Annotated in this window: 18 protein-coding genes and 1 pseudogene; 9 read left to right on the top strand and 10 right to left on the bottom strand. The window is 70.7% G+C overall.

What is annotated here, in order from left to right; genetic code table 11:
• Positions 1-7 precede the first annotated feature (7 nt).
• Complete coding sequence (locus tag ACFYO2_RS25380; RefSeq protein WP_388353246.1) at positions 8-1,165, top strand: acyl-CoA dehydrogenase family protein; 1,158 nt, start codon at positions 8-10, stop codon at positions 1,163-1,165.
• 75 nt (positions 1,166-1,240) lie between these two features.
• On the opposite strand, the gene ACFYO2_RS25385 is transcribed toward ACFYO2_RS25380, so the two are convergent.
• The 7 genes from ACFYO2_RS25385 to ACFYO2_RS25415 are packed head-to-tail and all read right to left on the bottom strand — an operon-like array spanning position 1,241 to position 8,199.
• Positions 1,241-2,356: an acyl-CoA dehydrogenase family protein gene (locus tag ACFYO2_RS25385; RefSeq protein WP_388353249.1), complete on the bottom strand. Its 1,116-nt coding sequence runs from the start codon at positions 2,354-2,356 to the stop codon at positions 1,241-1,243.
• Entirely contained in the window at positions 2,353-3,597 is a 1,245-nt protein-coding gene (locus ACFYO2_RS25390) for an acyl-CoA dehydrogenase family protein (RefSeq protein WP_388353252.1), read from the bottom strand. The genes ACFYO2_RS25385 and ACFYO2_RS25390 overlap by 4 nt, the downstream gene beginning before the upstream one ends.
• Before the next feature lie 29 nt (positions 3,598-3,626).
• Entirely contained in the window at positions 3,627-4,775 is a 1,149-nt protein-coding gene (locus ACFYO2_RS25395; RefSeq protein WP_388353255.1) for a thiolase family protein, read from the bottom strand.
• Positions 4,772-5,230: a Zn-ribbon domain-containing OB-fold protein gene (locus tag ACFYO2_RS25400; RefSeq protein WP_388353258.1), complete on the bottom strand. Its 459-nt coding sequence runs from the start codon at positions 5,228-5,230 to the stop codon at positions 4,772-4,774. Before ACFYO2_RS25400 ends, ACFYO2_RS25395 begins: the two co-directional genes overlap by 4 nt.
• Before the next feature lies 1 nt (position 5,231).
• Positions 5,232-6,143 carry an SDR family oxidoreductase gene (locus ACFYO2_RS25405; protein ID WP_388353262.1) on the bottom strand — a complete coding sequence of 304 codons (912 nt, stop codon included), beginning with the start codon at positions 6,141-6,143 and terminating at the stop codon, positions 5,232-5,234.
• 23 nt (positions 6,144-6,166) lie between these two features.
• Positions 6,167-6,877, bottom strand: coding sequence for a hypothetical protein (locus tag ACFYO2_RS25410; protein ID WP_388353265.1), 711 nt, complete (start codon positions 6,875-6,877; stop codon positions 6,167-6,169).
• A complete protein-coding gene (locus ACFYO2_RS25415) occupies positions 6,877-8,199 on the bottom strand; it encodes a phenylacetate--CoA ligase family protein (RefSeq protein WP_388353268.1) in 1,323 nt (440 codons plus the stop codon). The genes ACFYO2_RS25410 and ACFYO2_RS25415 overlap by 1 nt, the downstream gene beginning before the upstream one ends.
• A 161-nt stretch (positions 8,200-8,360) precedes the next feature.
• Here ACFYO2_RS25415 and ACFYO2_RS25420 point away from each other — a divergent pair, with 161 nt between their 5' ends.
• The 6 genes from ACFYO2_RS25420 (at position 8,361) to ACFYO2_RS25445 (ending at position 15,397) form a co-directional block, all read left to right on the top strand.
• Positions 8,361-9,122, top strand: a complete 762-nt coding sequence (locus ACFYO2_RS25420; protein ID WP_388353533.1) for an electron transfer flavoprotein subunit beta/FixA family protein — start codon at positions 8,361-8,363, stop codon at positions 9,120-9,122.
• Positions 9,123-9,210: 88 nt separating this feature from the next.
• Positions 9,211-10,173 (top strand): electron transfer flavoprotein subunit alpha/FixB family protein, encoded by a 963-nt coding sequence (locus ACFYO2_RS25425; protein WP_388353270.1) that lies wholly within the window; start codon positions 9,211-9,213, stop codon positions 10,171-10,173.
• Positions 10,174-10,271: 98 nt separating this feature from the next.
• Positions 10,272-11,351: an amidohydrolase family protein gene (locus tag ACFYO2_RS25430; protein WP_388353273.1), complete on the top strand. Its 1,080-nt coding sequence runs from the start codon at positions 10,272-10,274 to the stop codon at positions 11,349-11,351.
• A 38-nt stretch (positions 11,352-11,389) separates the two neighbouring features.
• Positions 11,390-13,828, top strand: coding sequence for a GNAT family N-acetyltransferase (locus tag ACFYO2_RS25435; protein ID WP_388353276.1), 2,439 nt, complete (start codon positions 11,390-11,392; stop codon positions 13,826-13,828).
• A complete protein-coding gene (locus ACFYO2_RS25440; RefSeq protein WP_388353280.1) occupies positions 13,825-14,799 on the top strand; it encodes an LLM class flavin-dependent oxidoreductase in 975 nt (324 codons plus the stop codon). Before ACFYO2_RS25435 ends, ACFYO2_RS25440 begins: the two co-directional genes overlap by 4 nt.
• A 46-nt stretch (positions 14,800-14,845) precedes the next feature.
• Positions 14,846-15,397, top strand: a complete 552-nt coding sequence (locus ACFYO2_RS25445; RefSeq protein ID WP_388353283.1) for a PaaI family thioesterase — start codon at positions 14,846-14,848, stop codon at positions 15,395-15,397.
• Here the strand turns inward: ACFYO2_RS25445 and ACFYO2_RS25450 are convergent.
• Complete coding sequence (locus ACFYO2_RS25450; RefSeq protein WP_388353286.1) at positions 15,391-16,542, bottom strand: acyl-CoA dehydrogenase family protein; 1,152 nt, start codon at positions 16,540-16,542, stop codon at positions 15,391-15,393. The two genes, ACFYO2_RS25445 and ACFYO2_RS25450, sit on opposite strands and share 7 nt — an antisense overlap.
• A gap of 170 nt (positions 16,543-16,712) precedes the next feature.
• Positions 16,713-17,945, bottom strand: coding sequence for a cytochrome P450 (locus tag ACFYO2_RS25455; RefSeq protein WP_388353289.1), 1,233 nt, complete (start codon positions 17,943-17,945; stop codon positions 16,713-16,715).
• 257 nt (positions 17,946-18,202) lie between these two features.
• On the opposite strand from ACFYO2_RS25455, the gene ACFYO2_RS25460 reads away from it, so the two are divergent.
• Positions 18,203-19,618 (top strand): DEAD/DEAH box helicase, encoded by a 1,416-nt coding sequence (locus ACFYO2_RS25460; RefSeq protein WP_388353291.1) that lies wholly within the window; start codon positions 18,203-18,205, stop codon positions 19,616-19,618.
• Positions 19,619-19,755: 137 nt separating this feature from the next.
• On the opposite strand, the gene lpdA is transcribed toward ACFYO2_RS25460, so the two are convergent.
• Positions 19,756-21,168 carry a dihydrolipoyl dehydrogenase gene (gene lpdA / locus ACFYO2_RS25465; RefSeq protein ID WP_388353294.1) on the bottom strand — a complete coding sequence of 471 codons (1,413 nt, stop codon included), beginning with the start codon at positions 21,166-21,168 and terminating at the stop codon, positions 19,756-19,758.
• A gap of 231 nt (positions 21,169-21,399) precedes the next feature.
• Here lpdA and ACFYO2_RS25470 point away from each other — a divergent pair.
• A pseudogene (locus tag ACFYO2_RS25470) lies at positions 21,400-21,491 on the top strand (transcriptional regulator); the annotation flags it as partial.
• Positions 21,492-21,674 lie beyond the last annotated feature (183 nt).

Consider the following 21,674-nt stretch of genomic DNA (forward strand, 5'->3'; position numbering starts at 1 on the left):
AGTCGACATGGACGCGGCTGACTTCAGCGCGGTGCTGTCCGAGGTCCGGCGTTTCGTCCGGGACCGCGTCGTGCCGCTCGAGGCGGAGATCGACGAGAAGGACGAGATGCCCGCGGACATCCGCGAGGCGGCCAAGAAGATGGGCCTGTTCGGCTTCGCGCTGCCCGAGGAGTACGGCGGACTGGGTCTGTCGATGCTCGAGGAGGCCCAGTTGATGTTCGAGCTGGGCTACACGACCCCCTCGCTGCGTTCGATGTTCGGCACGAACAACGGCATCGCGGGTCATGTCCTCATGGTCGGCGGTACGGAGGAACAGAAGGCTCAGTGGCTGCCGAGGATCGCCTCGGGCGACGTTCTGGCGTCGTTCGCGCTCACCGAGCCGGAAGCGGGTTCCGATCCCTCGACGCTCACCACGAAGGCGCATCTCGACGGCGACGACTGGGTGATCAACGGCGCCAAGCGCTACATCACCAACGCCCCGCTCGCCGACGTCTTCATGGTCTTCGCCCGTACCGACCCCGACGCCCCGCGCACCCGGGGCATCTCGACCTTCCTGGTCCCGGCCGGTACCCCGGGCCTCACCGTGGCCCCCAAGGACCACAAGATGGGCCAGTTCGGCGCCTGGACCGCCGACGTGTTCTTCGACGACGTCCGTGTGCCGGCCTCCGCGCTCGTCGGCGGTGAGGACGGCCTGAACCGGGGCTTCGGCACCGCGATGGGCTGTATCGCGCACGGCCGCGTGCACATCTCGTCCCTCTGCGTGGGCATGGCCGAGCGGCTGGTCGACGAGTCCGTCGAATACGCCCGCACCCGACGCCAGTCCGGCAAGCTCATCGGCTCCTTCCAGCTCATCCAGGGCCTGATCGCCGACTCGATGACCGACTACTACGCGGGCCGCGCCACCGTCCTGGAGGCCGCCCGCGCCTTCGACGCCGGCACGGACACCAAGATCGGCCCGTCCTGCACGAAGTACTTCGCCAGCGAGATGGTGTGGCGGGTCGCGGACCGCGCCGTGCAGATCCACGGCGGCGCGGGCTACATGCGCGGGGTCGCCGTCGAGCGCTTCTACCGCGACGCCCGGCTGTTCCGCATCTACGAGGGCACCAGCCAGATCCAGCAGGTCATCATCGCCAAGGCACTGCTGGGCGAGGCGGCGCGCGGCTGAGCGACTGAGCGGCCCAGCGGCCCAGCGACGAAAAGGTGAAGGCCCCGGTCCGGGGCCTTCACCTTTTCGCGCCTGTCAGATCCCGAGCCGGTCCAGCAACCGCTCGTGGTACACCGCCGGGCCGCCGAAGAGCAGCTGCGAGGACTTGGCCCGTCGGAAGTACAGGTGGGCCGGGTGTTCCCAGGTGAAACCGATGCCGCCGTGGACCTGGATGTTCTCCATGGCGGCGACCATGTACGCCCGTGAGCAGCAGGCGTGGGCCACGGCCGCGGCGACCGGGAAGTCCGGGGAGTCCTCGTCGGCCAGCCGGGCCGCCTCACGGGAGGCGGCTTCGGCCAGTTCCACCTGGACGAGCATGTCGGCGCACTTGTGCTTGACCGCCTGGAAGGAGCCGATCGGCCGGCCGAACTGATGACGGACACGGGCGTATTCCGCGCTCGCTTCCAGGCACCGGCGTGCTCCGCCCGCCTGCTCGGCGGCCAGCCCCACCGAGGCGATGTCCAGGACCTTGGCCATGATGCGCCCGCCCGCCCCCTCCGCCCCAAGGCGCGTCGCGGGCACGGCGTCGAAGGTCAGCCGGGCCATGGCCCGGGTGGCGTCCAGGGTCTCCATCGGTTCTGCCGCGAGTCCCGTGGCGTCCCGCTCCAGGGCGAAGAGGGTGGGGCCGGCAACGGTACGGGCGACGACGAGGATCAGGTCGGCCGTCGTACCGTCGATGACGAAGCACTTGCGGCCGCGTACCGTCCAGCCGCCGTCGCCGTCCGGCACGGCGCGCGCGGAGACCATGGCGGGGTCCCAGGAGCCGTGGTCCTCGGCGACGGCGAGGGTGGCCGTGGTCCGTCCGGCCGCGATGCCGGGGAGAAGACGCGCACAGGCCTCCTTGTCCCCCGAGGCCAGCAGGGCCTGGGCCGCCAGGACGACGGTGGCGAAGAAGGGGGCGCAGAACAGCGCACGGCCCATCTCCTCCAGGACGACGCCGAGTTCGACGAGGCCGAAGCCGTCGCCGCCGTACTCCTCCGGGATCGCCAGGCCCGGCAGACGCAGTTGGTCGGCCGCCTGGGACCACACCGCCGGGTCGAAGCACGGCTCGCTCTCCATGAGCTTGCGTACCGCTTCCTCGGGCGACTTGGCCTCCAGGAACTCCCGTACAGACGCCCGCAGTTCCCGCAGTTCGCTCTCGTCGGCGGTCACGACCGCACCTCCTTGGCAGCGGTGGTCACCGGTTCCTTGGGCAGGCCGAGGACGCGTTCCGCGAGGATGTTCTTCATGATTTCCTCGGTGCCGCCGAGGATGCGCAACGCCGGGGTGGCCAGGAGCAGTTCGGTCCAGGCGTACGTGCCCCACTGGCCGGTGTCGGCGATGATCCGGGGGCCGAGCACGTCGGACACGAAGTGCGCCGCGTGGGTCAGGTTCTGGCCGTACATCAGCTTCGAGACGGACATCTCGGGGCCGGGCGCGACCCCGCCGCGCAGCTTGCGCAGGGCGCGGGCGTTGAGGTGCTCAGTGGCCAGAGCGTCCACCAGGAGTTCGGCGAGGCGGGCGCGCAGGGCGCGGTCGTCCCAGGTCCAGGTGGCCCGCATGAGCGCCGAAAGGTGTTCCGGGGACAGGGCGGCGGCCACCGGGCCCGCTCCCTCGCTGCCGACTGTCGCGCGCTCGTTCATCAGGGTGGTCAGGGCGACCGTCCAGCCGCCGTCGACCTCGCCGAGTCGGTGGTCGTCGGGGATGCGGACGTCGGTGAGGAACACCTCGTTGAAGTCCGCGCCGCCGGTCATCTGCCTGAGCGGCCGGACCTCGACTCCGGGGGCGTCCATGGGGACCAGGAAGGCGGTGATCCCACGGTGCTTGGGCGCGTCCGGGTTCGTCCGGGTGAGGGCGAGGCCGATCTGGCTGTGCTGGGCGACCGAGGTCCACACCTTCTGCCCGTTCAGCACCCAGTCCTCGCCCTCGCGGACGGCCCGGGTCGCCACGCTCGCCAGGTCGGATCCCGCGCCGGGTTCGCTGAACAGCTGGCAGGCGATGGCGTCCCCGCGGTACATCGCGGGCAGCCAGCGGTCCTTGATGTGGGGCTGGGCGTGGGCCAGGATCGTCGGCCCGATCATGCCCAGGCCGATCACACCGAGCACACCGGTGTCGGCGACGTCGTACTCCGACTCGACGGCGTCGTAGAGCAGGTCGTGGACGGGGGTGAGGCCCCGGCCGCCGTACTCCACCGGTCCGGTGATCCAGCCGAAGCCGTTCTCGTGGCGGATCCGCTGCCACTCCCGGGCCCGTTGCACGAACTCTTGCTCCTCGTCGGGCGGGAGGCTGCTGAAGTACGCCATCGAGTCGTCGCCCTCGCCCCAGGGGCGGGCGGTGCGGTCGGGGGCCTTGGCCACGTGTGCGTCGAGGAACCGGCGCGCCTCGGCGACGAAGTCCTTCATGTCCTGTTCCATCGCGGGTCCCTGCTGCTCTCAGGTCGATCTCAGGTCGAGAGGATCGTCACCGCCGACGCACCGGGCGCGCCGTACAGGTGGGTGTAGCCGACGCGCGGTGTGCCGGGGATCTGGCGCGTGCCCGCCGTACCGCGCAGCTGGAGGACGATCTCGTGGATCTGGCGCAACCCTGAAGCGCCGATCGGCTCCCCGTTGCCGAGCAGTCCGCCGTCGGTGTTGACCGGGAGCCGGCCGCCGATCTCGGTGGCGCCCTCGGCGATGAGGCGTTCCTGCTCGCCGTCCTTGCAGAGGCCGTTCTCCGCCATGTGGATGATCTCCGACCCGGCGTCGGTGTCCTGGAGCTGGGCGACGTCGACGTCCTCGGGGCCGATGCCCGCCCGTTCGTACGCCTCCCGGGAGGCGTCCACGGACGGGCTGTCCACGGACTCCCCGACCGGGAACGACGGGCTCTGCACCTCGAACGCGCCGAGCCTACGGCTGCGCAGGGCGGAGGCGCGGACCCGCACGGGGGTGGAGGTGTACTTGTGGGCCTGGTCGGCCCGGCACATCACGACGGCCGCGGCGCCCTCGTTCGGGCCGCAGTACATGAACTGGCGCAGGGGGTAGTTGAGGACCGGGGAGGCGAGGACCTCCTCGGGCGACAGGGGCGTACGGCGCCAGGCCTTCTCGTTCCCGGTCGCGTTGCGGAAGTTCTTCGAGGCCACGCGGGCGAGCGTCTCGTGGGAGATGCCGTGCTCGTGCATATAGCGGTTGATCTTCATGCCGAAGAAGTGGGTGGTGAGGAAGAGCCCGGTCTGCCCGTACCAGGAGGGGATGCCGGCCACGGACGGGTCGGCGGCGAACGCGCCGCGCGGGTGCTTGTCCAGGCCTATCGCGATGGTCAGGTCGTGCTCGCCGGACTCGATCGCGCGGGCGGCCAGCGCCACCGCCGTACCGGCCGTCGCGCAGCCGTTGAAGACACCGCGCAGGGGTACGCCGGTCAGGCCGAGCCGGCCGACGATCGCGTCCGGGTTGGCGACCTCGTAGCTGCCGATGTAACCGCCCTGGATCTGCGGCCAGTTCACGCCCGCGTCGGCGAGCGCCAGCCGTACCGCGTCCGCGCCCATGTCCAGCGCGGGCTTGCCGGGGAACCGGCCGAAGGGGTGGAGCCCCACCCCGATGATGACGGCCTCGGTCATGACGCCTCCTCCTCGATCTCGGTGGACTCTTCGACCGGGGCGAACGCGAAGGTGACGACCTCGGTTCCGTCGTCCTGCACGGTGTAGGGCACGAGCGTCAGCCGCATGTCCTGCCCGATCCGCAGCTTCTCCGGGTCGGGTTCGGTGAGCCGGGCCTCGACCAGCAGCTCGCCGGGGAGTTCGATGTATCCGACGGCGTAGGGCTCGAAGGTCTCGGGGCCGTCGTACGGCGGGGACGGCGGGCGGAAGCCCTGGGTCGTGTACGTCCACAGCGTGCCGTGGTCCGCCAGGAGCCGTTCCTTCGCCTCGTCGCTCGCGCACCGGACACAGATCGCGGCCGCCGGGAAGCTCACCAGGCCGCACTCCCCGCACTCGGAACCGATCAGCCGAAGGGGCGCGGCGGCCGGCGGCCAGGTGAACAGGCCCTCGGCAACAGGGCGTTGTGTCGTCGTCATCTCAGGCCCCGTTCCGGTTGCCCAGGACGTCGGCGTTCGGAGCCGCCTTGGCCACCAGGTTCGGGACGACGGAGGACAGCTCCTCCGGCGTCCAGCGGGTGTCGGCACTCGCGGCGGGGCCGTTGACCCAGCCCTCCAGAACGTTGATCCGGTTGCCGACGACGCCGAACACCCGGCCGGTGACCTCACGTGAGGCGGCTGAGCCCAGCCACACCACCAGCGGCGAGATGGCCTCGGGGGTCAGGTCCTGACTCTCGGCGGCCTGCTTCATCATCTCGATGTCCTCGGTCAGCCGGGTCAGCGCGGTGGGCGCGATGGCGTTCACCGTCACGCCGTAGCGGGCGAGTTCGGCGGCGGCGATGAGGGTGAGGCTGGCGATGCCGGCCTTCGCGGAGCCGTAGTTGGACTGGCCGGGGTTGCCGAAGATGCCGGACGGGGAGGTCGTGTTGATCACCCGGGCGTCGTTGTCCTGGCCTGACTTGGCGCGCTCGCGCCAGTACGCGGCCGCGTGGTGCAGGGTGGCGAAGCTGCCCTTGAGGTGGACGGCGATCACACTGTCCCAGTCCCGCTCGGTCATCGACACGATCATCCGGTCGCGCAGGATGCCGGCGTTGTTGACCAGTACGTCCAGGCCGCCATAGGTGTCCACGGCCTGCCGGACGAGCCGGCCGGCGCCCTCCCAGGTGGAGATGTCGTCCGTGTTGGCCACCGCCTCGCCACCGGCCGCGACGATCTCGTCGACCACGGTCTGCGCCGGCCCGGCGGAGGCGCCCGCGCCGTCCCGCCCGCCGCCCAGGTCGTTGACGACGACCTTCGCCCCGTGCGCGGCGAACGCCAGGGCGTGCGCCCGGCCGATCCCGTTGCCGGCGCCGGTGACGACCGCGATCCGGCCTTCGACCACTCCTTCAGACATGCTCAATTCCTCCATCGGAAAGGTCAGTTGGCCTCGGCGAGCAGGACTCGCGGGTTGTCGCTGCCGCAGCCGCACCGGCCCACGACGACGCGGCCGGTGATGCCGAGCGGTGTCTCGGGCAGTGGCGAGGTGCGCCCCTCCCCCGCCTCCACGGTCAGCTGTCCGTCGCGCTCGCCGAACCGCCATTCGGCGGCGTTGACATGTGCGCCGCTCCGCTCGGGGCACTCCAGTGCGAGAGCCGGTCCCACCGCCGAGATCACGGAGGCGGTCACCCCCACTCCGCGCAGGAGGGGGACGGCGGCGGGCCGGGCCAGCACGACGGGCGTGGACCGGAACATCTCGCCGATGTCGGCCATGCCGGCGAGCCCCTCCAGCGTCTCCGCCGACAGGCCGATCACCGCGTGCGGGGTCAGCTCGCGGTGGAAGACCGCGGTGCGACGGTGGTCCCAGCCCATCGCCTCGGCGATGCCGTAGGGCACCTTCAGCGTGCGCAGTGCGCCGATCACCGCGTGGCCCCAGAAGCCCTCGAAGCCGGAAGCGGTCAGCAGGGCCCGTTGCCCGGCGGCGAGGCCGTGTTCCCGCAGCCGTGCGGTGGCCCACTCGGTGTCGCGGGCGAGTTCCGCCCAGGTCAGCTCCAGGTCCCGGACGCCGTCGGCGGTGGGGAAGCGCATGAGATAGGCAAGTTCGGGGCGGTCGAGCGTCCTGGCACGGGCCAGGGTGTCGGCGCGGGCCATCAGGTCTTCACCACCCGGGGGAATTTGGCGACGCTGGTCATGGTCTTCAACAGGTCCTCCTCGGTGCGCATGTCGAGCACCGGCTTGACTCCGGTCCGCTCGCGCACGGCCTCGCTCAGGCGTCCGGCCAGGGCGTCGACGTCGCCGGTGAGATGGGGGTCGTAGCCGACGCGCAGCCGCAGTTCGTCGACCTCGCGCCGGTCCCGGACGATCTGGAAGACGCCCGCGACGGTCTCCGGCTGGTCCTCCACCGCCTGCCAGACATCCCGCAGGACCACGGAGCGTCCCTGGACCACCGTCTCGTCGCCGCGCCGCCCGGCCACCCACATGCGGGCGTGGGTGCGGCCGCAGCCGCAGGTGTCGCGGGAGAGGCGGACGAGGTCCTCGCTGCGGTAACGGATCAGCGGCGCGGCCCGGTTGTCCAGGTCGGTGGCGACCAGTTCGCCCAGGTCGCTCTCGGGGACGTCGTGCCAGCCGTGCTCGTCCACCTCGACGCACTCGGCGAAGACGGTGTCCTCCCAGAGGTGGAAGCCGTCGTGCTCGCGGCACTCCCAGGCGGTGCCGGTGTCGGCGGCGCTGGTGTACTCGTAGACGTCGATGCCCCAGTCGTCGCGGATCCGCTCGCGCATCTTCCGGCTGAGGGGCTGGCCGGCGCAGGAGGCGCCCTTGAGGGAGGAGAAGGCTTCCCTCAGGTCGGTCTTCTCGGCCAGGTGCTCCAGCTCCACCATCTGCGGATACATCATCTGCAGGTAGGCGGGGCGGTAGGTGCGCAGGGCCTCGACGACCTCGGGCATGTTCCCCATCCAGGTGTCCACCTCGATGACCACCGCGCCCAGCGCCTGGAAGCCGGCGTCCATGAAGTTGCGGAAGGTTCCGGGCGGGCTCAGGACCCGGTCCCCGGGCCTCAGGCCCAGCTCCCACAGGTCACGTACCTGTGCGGTCACCAGGGGCGGGGCGTCCTGCCAGATCTCGGCGAAGAACTCCGGGTCGCCGGTGGTTCCCGAACTGGAGGAGACCGAGGTCAGCTCCTCGACCGGGACGCAGAGCAGGCCGGCGAAGGCATCGCCGGTGCGGCTCCGGTAGGCGCGGATCACGTCCTTGGTGATGAACGGGATGCGTGCCCGGAAGTCCTCCAGGGACCGGATGTCGCGCGGGTGGACCCCATGCTCGTCCCATAGCTCGCGGTAGAAGGCCGAGTTGGCGTAGGCGTACTCCACGAGCTCCAGGAGCTTCTCTTCCTGCCGCGCGCGCAGTTCCTCGCGCGGCATGGTCTCCACCCGGGGCTCGAAGTACCTGTCAGCGGTGTCCCTGTCACCGACCATGGCGCCTCCTCGCGGCTCAGTGCCCAGATCTTCCAGCTATCAGCGCAATCAGTCAACCAATTCGACGGATTGAGCGCGAGACTCGCGCTCCGCCGATCTATATAGTTAACTATTAGTACTCATTGAACCACAGGAGGGCTGCCGTGAAGATCGTTGTCTGCGTGAAGCACGTTCCCGACGCCACGGCGGACCGCACCTTCACCGAGGACGGCACCACCGACCGGGCGTCGGTCGACTCGCTGCTGTCCGAACTCGACGAATACGCCGTCGAGCAGGCGCTGCGCCTGGCCGAATCGGACGCCGACGCCGAGATCAGCTATCTCACCGTCGGACCCGACGACGCACGCGACGCCCTGCGCAAGGCACTGGCCATGGGCGGTGACGCGGCGATCCATGTCAGCGACGAGGACATCGAGGGCAGCGACGCGTTCGGCACGTCACTCGTGCTGGCCAGGGCGATCGAGCGGCACGGCTTCGATCTCGTCCTGTGCGGGATGGCCTCGACGGACGGCACCATGGGCGTCCTGCCGGCGCTGCTGGCCGAGCGGCTCGGCGTCCCGGCCGTCACCCACCTCGAAGACCTGGCGATCGAGGACGCAACCGTGACCGGCCGCCGCGAGGGCGACGGTGCGACCGTACGGATCCAGGGCGCCCTGCCGGCCGTCGTCTCGGTGACCGACCGCTCTGGGGACGCCCGCTACCCCTCCTTCAAGGGGATCATGGCCGCGAAGAAGAAGCCGCTGGAGACCCTCGACCTCGCCGACCTCGGCATCGAGGCCGCCCAGGTCGGCCCGGCCGGCGCGCGGTCGGCCGTGGACACCGCGACCAGGCGCCCGCCGCGCACCAAGGGCGAGATCGCCGCCGACGAGGGGATGGGCGGCGTCGGACTGGCCGCGTTCCTCACCACCAAGAAGTTCATCTGACCGCGCCGCCTTTACCGCGCCGCCTTTACCGCCCCATCCATCGCCCGTTCATCGCCGTCCATCGCCGTCCAGAAGGAGTTGCATCACCGTGGCCGAGATCCTCGTCCTCGTCGACCACGTCGACGGTGCCGTACGCAAGCCGACCCTCGAACTGCTCACCCTGGCCCGCCGCTTGGGCGAGCCCTCGGCCGTCTTCCTGGGACCGCGCGCGGACACCGCGACCGAGGTTCTCGGCCGGTACGGCGCACAGAAGATCCATGTCGTGGACGCCCCCGAGGTCGACGAGTACCTCGTCAGCCCGGCCGTCGACGCCCTCACACAGATAGCCGAGCGCACCGGCCCGGCGGCAATCCTGGTCCCGTCCGGTCCGGACGGCAAGGAGATTGCCGCGCGGGTCGCGCTGCGGCTCGGCTCCGGGCTCATCACCGACGCCGTCGACGTCACCGCCGGTCCGAATGGCCCGGTCACCGAGCAGTCGGCGTTCGCCGCGACGTACCAGGTCACCGCGCACGTCACCCAGGGCGTGCCGGTGATCACGGTCAAGCCGAACGCCGCCGCCCCCAAGGCCGCCCCCGCCGACCCCGTCATCGAGAAGCAGGACGTCACCTTCGGCCCGGCCTCGCACGCCGTCCGGATCCTGTCCCGCAGACCGCGGGAGCGCGGCGACCGGCCCGAGCTGACCGAGGCCGACATCGTGGTCTCCGGCGGTCGCGGCGTGAACGGCGCCGAGAACTTCGCCCTCATCGAACGGGTCGCCGACGCACTCGGCGCGGCCGTCGGGGCGTCCCGCGCGGCCGTGGACGCGGGCTGGTACCCGCACAGCCACCAGGTCGGCCAGACGGGCACCCAGGTCTCCCCGCAGCTCTACCTCGCCGCCGGCATCTCCGGCGCGATCCAGCACCGGGCGGGCATGCAGACGTCCAAGACCATCGTCGCCGTCAACAAGGACGCCGACGCCCCGATCTTCGAGCTCGCCGACCACGGCGTGGTCGGGGACCTCTTCGAGGTGCTGCCGCAGCTGGTGGGCGAGATCGAGCGGCGCCGGACCTGATCTTTCAAGGGTCCGGCCTTCCCTTCAGCCATCCATACAACTAAAATCGCTAACTGATTGCATCCATTGAGCTTGCAGCCTTGACCCGAAGGGACGTCATGACGAAGATCTGGGTCAACTCCGGGGACTCCCACGTGATGGAACCCGCCGACGTGTGGACCGAGCGGATGTCCGCGCGGCTCGGCGCGCGAGCGCCGCGCAGTGAGCGCGGCGAGAAGTACGAGATGCTCTACATCGACGGCGAACGCATCGACCGCCAGCTCGGCGACTTCATGGACGCGATGCGCCCGCCGGGTGCCTGGGACCTGAAGGTCAGGCTCAAGGACCTCGACCAGGAGGGCGTGTGGGGCCAACTGGCCTTCCCCTCCATGGGATTCTGGCTCGTGTCGATCACCGACCGGGAACTCGCCCGGGAGACGGTGCGGGCCTGGAACGACTGGGCCCACGACGAGATCCTCCGCAAGAACAAGCGCGTCATCACCACGGCCTGCGTCTCGACGGCCGACATCGACGACGCGGTCGCCGAGGTCGAGCGAGTGGCGGAACTGGGCTTCCAGGCGATCTTCCTCCCGTGCTCGACACGACCGGGCGAGGAATACGCCCTCGACCGCTGGGAGCCGCTGTGGACAGCGGTCGAGCGGGCGGGGCTGGTGCTCGGCTTCCACATCGGCACGGGCGCTCAGAACGTCGTCTTCCGTGGGCCCGGCGGCGCGGTCGTCAACTACATGGAGACGACCTACCCGGGGATGCGGGTCGTGTCCCACATGGTCGCGGGCGGCGCTCTGGACCGCCACCCCGACCTCAGGATCCTCATCGCGGAGGGTGGCGCGGGATGGGTTCCGGCCATCGGCGACCGGATGGACGAGGCGTACCGCCAGCACGGCATGTTCGTCCGGCCGAAGCTGAGCCGGCTGCCCAGCGAGATCATCAGGCAGCAGGTGTACGCCTCCTTCCAGCACGACAAGAGCTCGGTGGAGATCGTCGAGTCGACCGGCTACCGCAACGTGATGTGGGGCGACGACTACCCCCACCTGGAAGGCACCTACGGCCACACCCAGTCCACGCTCCACGACCTGTTCGACGGCGTGCCGGACGACATCCGCGAGCGCGTCACGCGCGGCACCTTCAACGAGCTCTTCCGCCTGCCGGAGCAGACTCCCCAGGAGGCGGCCGTCTGAGCGGCGCCGACGACGCGAGGCGTGCGGACGGACCACGTGTGACCACTCCCTCATACCCCTCGTATCCTTCGTATCCCGAAGACCTGGAACGGCCCGGACTCGTCAGGACCGGGCGGTCGACCTTCGTCCGTCCCATCCGGCCCGAGGACGCCGACCGCCTGGTCGCGTTCGTCGGCACCCTGTCCCGGGCCACCCTGGCCTACCGCTCCCTCGGGCCGGTGGTCCGCGCCCGCGACGACGTCATCCGGCGCGGTGCCCACGTGGACTACCTCAACGAGCTGGCGCTCGTCGCCCTGGCCGGTGACGAGATCGCCGGCCTGGTGCGCTACGTCCGCGACCCGGAGGAACCGGAACACGCCGAGGTCACGTTCACCATCCGGGACGACCACCAGAGCGAGGGATTCGGCAGGCTGCTCCTGGAGCACATCGCCGCCGCCGCACGTGCGCGGGGCATCCGGGTGCTGGAGGCCGACGTCCTCGCCGACAACGCCCGGATGATCAACGTGTTCCTCGGCTCCGGCTACCGGATCGAGACCGGCCCGCCCGGCCAGATCATCCACTTCGAGATCGCCGTCGACCCACAGGCCCAGGCCGTGGCGCGGGCCGAGCGCCGCGAGCAGACGGCCGTACGGCGCTCGCTCAGGCCCTTGCTCGAACCGCGCTCGGTCGCCGTGATCGGCGCCAACCGCGACCCGCTGACGATCGGCCACGAGATCGTCGCCAACCTGCTGCGGGGCGGCTTCGGCGGCAGTGTGTTCCCGGTCAACCCACGGGCCGGGCAGATCGCCGGGGCGCGGGCGTACGCAAGCGTCCGGGACCTTCCCGAGCCGCCGGAACTGGCGCTGGTGGCCGTACGGGCCGAGGCCGTACCCGGTGTCGTACGGGAGTGCGCGGAGGTCGGGGTCAAGGCGGTGGTCGTCGTCTCAACGGGCTTCGGAGAGACCGGAGTCGAAGGACGAGCCGGCGAGCTGGAGCTGGCCCGTTTCGCCCGTGCCTCCGGAATGCGGCTGGTGGGACCGAACTGCATGGGCGTGGTCAACACGACCCCTGCGGCGCGGCTGGCCGCGACCTTCTCGCCCGCCCTGCCGACGCCCGGCCGGGTGGCGATGTCCAGCCAGTCCGGGCCGCTCGGGCTCGCGGTACTCGACTTCGCCCGGCGGCTGCGGCTCGGCTTCTCCGGCTTCGTGTCGGTGGGCCACGCCGTCGACGTGTCCACCGACGAACTGCTCCAGTGGTGGGAGGAGGACCCGGGGACCTCGGTGATCCTGCTGCACGTCGAGACCTTCGGCGATCCCCGCCGGTTCGCCCGCGTCGCCCGCCGGATCGCGCCGCGCAAACCGATCGTCGCGGTCCACCCGGGCCATGCGGATTCGGCGGTGAACTCGCTGTTCGCCCAGTCCGGCGTGATCCGCACCCGCAGCCTCCAAGAGCTGTTCGACGTCGCCCTCCTGCTCGCCCATCAGCCTCCCCCGCCCGGCAACCGGGTCGCCGTGATCACCAACGCGGGCGGCCCCGCGGCGCTGACGGTCGGAGCGTGCGCGGCGAGCGGCCTGTGCGTGCCCGCACTCGGTGAGCGCACCCGGCAGACGCTCCGTTCGGCCCTCGCACCCCATGCGGACGTCTCCAACCCGATCGACCTGACGCCCACCGCCACGGCCGCCCACTACCGGCAGGCGCTGGACGCCGCCCTGGCGGACGACGGCATCGACGCGGCCGTCGTCCTGTTCATGCCGCCACTGGCGGACAAGCCCGACGAGGTGGCGTCGGCGATCCTCGACGCGGCCGCGGCCCGGCCCGACAAACCCGTGCTGGCCAGTTTCCTGGGCGGCGCGGGCGTCGCCGATCTCCTGCACCGGGGCGACCTGGTGGTACCGACGTACACATTCCCCGAGGCGGCGGCCACCTCGCTCGGACACGCGGCGGCCTACCAGGCCTGGCGCAGTACCCCCGCGGGCGTGGTACCCGACCTCCCGGGAGTCGACGCCGAGCGCGCCCGGTCACTGATCGCCTCCGCCGCCCCCGGCCCGGTCCCCGCGGCGGTTGCCGCCGAGCTGCTCGCCTCGTACGGAATCGCCGTACGCGACAGCGAACCGGGCACCGGACCGGACGCGTTCCTCGCCGTCCGAGCCGACCCGGTCTTCGGCCCGGTGGTCGCCTTCGGCCTCACCGGGGACTACGCCGACCTCATGGCGGACGTCGCCCACCGCGTCACCCCCCTCAGCGACCGCGACGCCCGCGAGATGGTCCGCTCGCTGCGGGCCACCCCACTGCTGGACGGCAGGACCGGGGGCCCGGGAGTGGACCTCGCGGCCCTTGAGGAGACCGTCCTGCGCATCTCGGCGATGGTCGAGGACCACCCCGAGATCGAGGCGCTGGAACTGCGCCCGGTACGGCTCCTGCGGCCCGGGGACGGAGTGAGCGTCGCGCACGCGACGATCCGGCTTGCCGACAACCCAGCAGCAGGAGGTTCCTCGTGAAGGTGGGCATCTACTTCGACCTGCGCAACCCGCCGCCATGGCAGCAGAGTTGGTCGCGGGTCTACGGGTTCGCCCTGGAGATGTGCGAGGAGGCGGACCGCCTCGGTCTCGACTCGGTCTGGTTCTCCGAACACCACGGCTTCGAGGACGGCTATCTCCCCCAGCCGCTCACCATGGCCGCCGCGGCCGCCGCCCGCACCCGCCGGGTCCGCCTGGGCACCGCCGTCATCCCCGCACCGCTGCACGCGGCCCCCGAGATCGCCGAACAGGCCGCCATCGTGGACATCATCAGCGACGGCCGCCTGGACCTCGGCCTCGGCACCGGCTACCGCGTGCCCGAGTACCGGCTCTACGGAGCGGACCTCGCCAAGCGCTACACCACGACCGATCAGCGGGTACGGGAGATCCGCGGCCTGTGGGCCGAGTCCCTGGTCACCCCCGGCCCGGTCCAGGATCCGCTGCCGATCTGGCTCGGCTACCAGGGCCCGCAGGGCGCCCGCCGGGCCGGCCGGCTCGGCACCGGGCTGCTGTCGCTCAATCCCGCGCTGCTGACGCCGTACCGGGAAGGGCTCGCCGAGAGCGGGTACGACCTGTCGGCGGCCCGTATGCAGGGCTCGTTCACCACGTTCGTCACCGAGGACCCCGACGGCGACTGGCCGGTCGTACGCAGGCACCTGGCGTACCAGTGGGACAGCTACCGCCGGTACATGGTGGAGGGGACCGACCAGCCCGCACCCCGCCCCATCGACCCCGAGAAGTGGCGGGAGACGGGGTTGAGCGCGACCGGTGTCGGTCAGTTCCTCTACGGCACACCGCAGGAGACCGCCGACGCCATCAAGGCGTACGTGGCAGGGTTGCCGGTCGAGGGCGTGTTCCTGTGGGCCTCGCTGGCCGGGATGCCCGAGGAGATGGTGGCCCGGCAGGTGCAGCTCATCGCCGGGAAGCTGCGTCCGCTGCTCGCCGATGTCTGACACTCCGACACCCGACACTCCGACGCCCGACAAGAGGAGTCACACCATGTCCACGACGCCACCGACCGGACCCTGGGCGGGCGCGGACTTCCAGGAGCCGCCCCGCACTCCTGGCGGGGTGGCCCTGTGCGGGGCGTGCCGCGCCGCCGGTTCCTGCCGGCTGGGCGTGGAGCATGAGCGGCTCGACGAGGACGGCTCGGCACGGTTCGAGCTGTCCTGCCCGCGTGACCAGGAGGGCGGGCCCGATGTCGCGCACGGCGGCTGGACCGCGGCCGTCCTGGACGACTGTCTCGGCCATCTGCCGCTCTTGCACCGGGTGTTGAGCGTGACGGCCGAACTGACCGTGAGCTTCGTGAAGCCGGTGCCGGTTCAGCGGCCGCTGGAGGTCCGGGCCTGGGTGGAGAAGCGGGAGGGCAGGCGCTGGTACATCGCGGGCGAGATGGTGCTGCTACCGACCCGGGCCGTGCTGGCCCGGGCCTCCGGGATCTGGGTGACCCGGGACCAGGGCCACTTCGCACGGCACCAGGAGTGGCTGGCCGGTCAGGACGGCGAGGCTCAGAAGGAATGGCCGGCAGGCCAGGGCGGCGGGGCTCAGTAGGACCTGAGCCCCATGCTGCGGGCTATGCCGTTGCGCTGGATCTGGCTCGTGCCCCCGGAGATCGTGGCCACGATCGACTCCCGGTAGCGGAAGCTCATCACGCTCTCGGTGGAGAAGCCGTGACCCGCGCAGACCTGCATCCCGAGCCGGGCGGCCGCCACGTACGTCTCGGATCCCTTCAGTTTCGCCATCGACCCTTCCCGCGTGCACGGCTTGCCCTGGGCGAGCAGCCAGGCGGCGCGGTGGGCGAGCAGCCGGGCGGAGTCGATCTCGGTCTGCAGGTCGGCCATGGCGTGGGCGAGCGCCTGGAAGTTGCCGATCGGACGACCGAAGGCGTGCCGGGTGCGGGCGTAGTCGAGCATCTCGTCGAGCGTGGCCTGAGCGGCGCCGAGATAGCCCCCGCTGATGATCACTTTCTCCAGCTCGATGTTGGAGAGCATCACCTTCCAGCCCTCGTCGCGCGGGCCGACGAGGTTCTCCTTCGGCACCAGGGCGTCGTTGAAGAAGACCTCGTTGGTGCCCAGGATGTGCCGGGCCAGCGTCGGCGTCCGGCGCACCTCGACGCCCTCGGTCGCGGGATCGACGAGCAGCAGGCTGATGCCGCCGTGCTTGGGCTCCCGGGGCCCCGTCCGCACGTACGTGGCGATGGTCGTGTCGGGCAGGCCGCCGCCCGTGCACCATGCCTTCTGGCCGCGGACGAGGAAGTTGCCCCCGTGATCCTCCGCGGTGGTACGCAGCGCCGCGGCGTCGGACCCGCTGTCCGGCTCACTGAGGCCGACAGCGAGCCGGTGGCGGCCCGTCATGACCTGCGTACGGATGAACTCGCGCTGGGCCTCGCTCCCCCACCGGAACACCGTGATCCCGGGGATGAGCACCCCGATGTAGCACATGGCGACGTCGAAACTGGCCCGCCCGAGCTCCTCGGCGATCAGGATGAGCTCCAGCGGCCCGCCGCCGTCGCCGCCCTCGTCCTCGGCGAACGGGAGCGAGAACCACCCGAGGTCGGCCATGCCCCGAAACAGCTCGGGGGGTACGACGCCCTCCTCGTCCCACTGCTTGGCCTTCTCGGCCGGGCACACGTCGGCGACGAACTGCCGAGCCGTCGCGCGCAACAGGTCCTGCTCGTCGGTCAGCCCGAAGTCCACGGCCACTCCTCGCCAGCACTAGGCTATTCATCTATCTAATTATTCTATGTTAGCGGATAAGGAGCAGTGGCAGTACTGCCGCACCGCGGCCACGTGCGCGCGCCGGTTCCGGGCGGCCGTGGTGGCCCGGAACCGGCGTCCGTGTGGCAGGGCAGGGAAGCGGTGGGGCGCTACCAGGTCACCGGCAGTTCATAGACGCCGTAGACGATTCCGTCGTCCTTGAACGGGATCTTCTCCAGCTCGGCGGCCCGACGCAGGGTGGGGATGCGGCGGAAGACGGTCTGGTAGACGACCTGGAGTTCCAGGCGGGCCAGCGGCTGGCCCAGGCACTGGTGGATACCGAAGCCGAAGGCCAGGTGGCGGCGGGCGTCGCGGCGGACGTCGAGCCGTTCGGGGTCGGGGAAGACGTCGCCTTGCCAGTTGCCGGTGGCCCCCGGCATGATGACGCCCTCGCCGGCCCGGATGAGCCGGCCACCGACCTCCAGGTCCTCCAGGGCGAGGCGGCGCTGGCCGCTGTGGACCACGGTCAGGTAGCGCAGCATCTCGTCCGTCGCGGCCGCCAGGACCTTCGGGTCGTCGGTGTCGCGGACGATGGCGAGCTGGTCGGGGTGTTCCAGGAACGCGAGGATGCCCAGGGCGAGCATGTTGGCGCTGGTCTCGTGCCCGGCGCCGAGCAGCAGGATGCCCAGCATGGCGGCTTCCGTGCGGGTGAGGTCACCGACCTGCATCCGGGCGGCCAGCTCGGAGAGCATGTCGTCGGCCGGGTTGGCGAGCTTCGCGTCGAGCCTGCCGTCCAGGTACTGGAAGAGCGCGCCGAAGGAGGCCCGTACCTCCTCGGGGTTCACGTCCCGGCGGAGCCCCACCTTGCTGTTGCTCTGGAAGAAGTCGTGGTCCTCGTACGGGACACCGAGCAGCTCGCAGATCACCAGCGACGGCAGCGGCAGTGTGAGCGCCTCCACCAGATCGACCGGCTTCGGCCCGGCCAGCATGGCGTCGATCAGGTCGTCGGTCATCCGCTGAATGGCGGGCCGCATGGCCTCGATGCGTTTGATGGCGAACGGGGCGGTGACCATCCGGCGGATACGCGCGTGGTCGGGATCGTCCATGTTGAGGAAGGACGGCGGGGTCTTGGACGCGGTCTCCCGGAAAGCCTCGTTCAGGTAGGGGAAGCCCTGCCGGGTGGTGTCGACGCTGAGGCGCGGGTCGCCGTACAGGGCCTTCTGGTCTTCGTAGCGGGTGACGAGCCAGTGCGTGCTGCCGTCCCACAGCCGGACCTCGGAGACCGACTTCTCGGCGTGCAGCTTCATCATCTCCGGCGGCGGGGCGAACGGACATCCGGCCGCCCTGGGCATCGGGAAGTCGGGCACGGCCTCGTCCTGGGGGTCGGCAAGGTCGTTGGTCATGTCACTCCTCGGTGGGGGAAAGAGAGTCGCCGCCAGGTAATCCTGCGAACCTGACAACTCGCCGCCGGCTTGCTGACAAAAGATCGATTGGCTGGATCGGTGCGGTGAGTTCCGTCGATGCGGACAGCACCCGGCTGGGCGTCGAATCGCGGCCGGACGCCCGCTGGTAAAATGGGGCCACGCTTCGAACCGCCGGGGCCCGTACCACCAGGTACGGGCCCCGGCGCGTTCCGGGCGTCGGATCAGGAAGGTTCCCCATGAACGCGAAGCCGTCGGCCCCTGGGCTCTCCCGTGCCGGCAAGCCCCAGCGGGCGACAGCGCCGCTGGGCGAACTCCCGACACCGCAGACGGTGTCCCCGGGCCTGCCGCCGGCCGCGTCCTTCGACGCACTCGGGCTGCCTCCGGAGCTGGTCAAGACGATGACCGGCCTCGGGGTGACGGAGCCTTTCCCGATCCAGGCGGCGACCCTGCCCAACGCGCTGGCCGGCCGCGATGTCCTCGGCCGCGCGCGGACCGGCTCCGGCAAGACGCTGGCCTTCGGGCTTGCGCTGCTCGTCCGGACGGCAGGCCTGCGAGCGGAGTCGAAGCGGCCGCTCGCGCTGGTCCTGGTACCGACCCGGGAGCTCGCGCAGCAGGTGAGCGACGCGCTGGAGCCGTACGCGCGGACGCTGAACGTGCGCATGGCGACGGTGGTCGGCGGGCTGTCGATCAACCGGCAGTCGGCGCAGTTGAAGACCGGCGTCGAGGTGGTCATCGCGACGCCGGGGCGGCTGGCCGACCTGGTGTCGCGGCGGGACTGCCTCCTGAACCAGGTGCGGATCACGGTGCTGGACGAGGCGGACCAGATGTGCGACCTGGGCTTCCTTCCGCAGGTCTCGGAGATTTTGGACCAGGTCCGCTCCGACGGGCAGCGCCTGCTGTTTTCGGCCACGCTCGACCGCAACGTCGACCAACTGGTGCGCAGCTACCTGCACGACCCGGTTCTCGCCTCGGTCGACCGGCTCGCGGGCTCGGTCACCACGATGGAACACCACGTGCTGAACATCCACGCCGCCGACAAGTACGCGACCGCGACCGAAATCGCCGCGCGGGACGGCCGGGTACTGATGTTTTTGGACACCAAGGCCGGCGTGGACCAGTTCACCCGTCACCTGCGGGCCAGCGGCGTACGGGCGGCCGCCCTGCACAGCGGGAAGTCGCAGCCGCAGCGCACGCACACGCTCGGCCAGTTCAAGGACGGTGAGATCACCGTGCTGGTGGCCACCAACGTCGCGGCGCGGGGCATTCACATCGACGCGCTCGACCTCGTCGTCAATGTCGACCCGCCGGCCGACGCCAAGGACTACCTGCACCGTGGCGGGCGCACCGCGCGCGCCGGGGAGTCCGGGAGCGTGGTCACCCTGGTCACCCCCAACCAGCGGCGCGATGTGAACCAGATGATGTCCGACGCCGGGATCCGGCCGACGGTCACACAAGTGCGCTCCGGCGAGGAGAAACTGACCGCCATCACCGGGGCGAAGCGCCCGCCGACGGCGGCCAAGTCCAGCGGCAACGCCCCCTTCCGCGGCCTCGGCACCCGTACGGGCCGCCCCGCGAAGGAGTCCCGCAAGACCGCCGAGGCCCGCAAGACCGCGGAAGCCCGCGCGGCGGCCCGGGTACGCAAGGGCCGCTGACGCCGGACGGACCACGGTTCATCGCCACCGGTGAGCCGAGGTCCCTGTGAGCGGACGGGCACGGTCTGTGGTCACCGGCCGCCCTTGGGATCAGCTGGTTTCTGCCGCGCCCTTGCGGGTCAGGGCCCTTGCCCTTCTCACATGTTGATCATGTGTCCCGCGAGGCCGTGGACGGCCTCCTTGACGGCCTCGCTCAGGGTCGGATGGGCGTGGACGTTGCGGGCCACCTCGTGGACGGTGAGGTCCCACTGCTGGGCCAGGGTCAGCTCGGGGAGGAGTTCGGTGACGTCAGGGCCGATCAGGTGGCCACCGATCAGCTCGCCGTACTTCGCGTCGCTGATGAGCTTCACGAAGCCACTCGCGTCGCCCAGGCCGTGCGCCTTGGCGTTCGCGGTGAAGGGGAACTTCGCGACCTTGACGTCGTAGCCCTTCTCGCGGGCCTGGGCCTCGGTGTAGCCGAAGCTGGCGATCTGGGGCTGGCAGAAGGTGGCGCGCGGGATCATCGCGTAGTCGAGCTCCATGGTCTCGGCGTCCGCGAGGGTCTCGGCGGCGATGATGCCCATCGCCTCGGCGGCGTGCGCGAGCATCAGCTTCGCGGTGACGTCGCCGATGGCGTAGATGTGCGGGACGGAGGTGCGGCAGCGCCCGTCGACGTCGATGGCGCCGCGCTCGGTGACCGTCACGCCGGTCTTCTCCAGGCCGTAGCCGCTCACGTTCGGGGCGAAGCCGATGGCCTGGAGGACCTTGTCGGCCTCCAGGACCTGCTGGGTGCCGTCCTTGCCGGTGACCGTGACACGGACCTGCGGGCCGGACTCGTCGATGGACTCGACGCGGGTGGAGGTGAGCACGTCGATGCCCAGGCGCCGGTACTGCTTGGCCAGTTCGGCGGAGACCTCGGCGTCCTCCAGGGGCGCGACCCGGTCCAGGAACTCGACGATCGTGACCTTCACGCCGTAGTTGCGCAGAACGTAGGCGAACTCGATGCCGATCGCTCCGGCGCCCGCGATCACGATCGACTGCGGCAGGTCCTCGGCCAGGATCTGCTCCTCGTACGTCACCACGCGGGAGGTGCGGCGGGCGCCGGGCAGCAGCTTCGGCGTCGCACCGGTGGCGATGATGCAGTGGTCGAACCCGATCGTCTGCGTCGAGCCGTCGAACAGGGCCACGTCGAGCGTGTGCGGGTCGCGGAACGTGCCGCGCCCACTGATCTCCGTGATCTTGTTCTTCTTCATCAGGTAGTGGACGCCCTTGACCCGGCCGTCCGCCACCTTGCGACTGCGCCGGAACGCCTCGCCGTAGTCGAAGGACACCTGCCCCTCGACCTTGATGCCGAAGGTCTTCGCCTCGTGTGTGAAGATGTGCGCCAGCTCGGCGTTGCGCAGCAGGGCCTTGGTGGGGATGCAGCCGACGTTCAGGCAGACGCCACCCCAGTACTTCTCCTCCACCACTGCCACGCTCTTGCCCAGCTGGGCGGCGCGGACGGCTGCGACATATCCGCCGGGGCCCGCTCCGAGGACGACGACGTCGAAGTGCTCGCCCTGCTCATCCATGGAAAATTCCTTTCTGCTGGGGTGGCCGACCTCGTACGAGGGGCCGGCGCGCTCCCGGTCGAACAGCTGATTCATCAATTCGGCGACGGCCACCCGGCCGGACGTCCTCCGCCAGCATGCTCCATCAGTCGGAGCGGCCCGGCACGCCGGTCGCGGCCGGTTTCGTGAAGTGAGGCTGGTCGCGGCGTGACCTGACTGTCGATGCTGAAGTCAGGTGGCCAACGATAGCGGGTGAGGTGGCTTGAGGTGAGCGGGAGCACTGCGCGGTCCAGCGCACGCTCGACGTGGTCGGGGAGAAGTGGACGCCGCTGATCCTGTCCGATGTCACCGTCCTGCCGGACCCTGCTGCCCGGGCCTCATCCATGACCTTCATGCCCGCATGGCCCATGCGCCGGTTGGTGAGGCCGGCCGCGGTCGTCCAGCCCGGGCTGCTCACAGTCCTGCTCGCGGGCTTGGGGTCATGACGGCGGACGAAGCATCGATGGACCGGCCACCAGCAGAGGCGA

Origin of the sequence: Streptomyces sp. NPDC006602, from assembly GCF_042870385.1 — a bacterium.
Classification (GTDB): domain Bacteria; phylum Actinomycetota; class Actinomycetes; order Streptomycetales; family Streptomycetaceae; genus Streptomyces.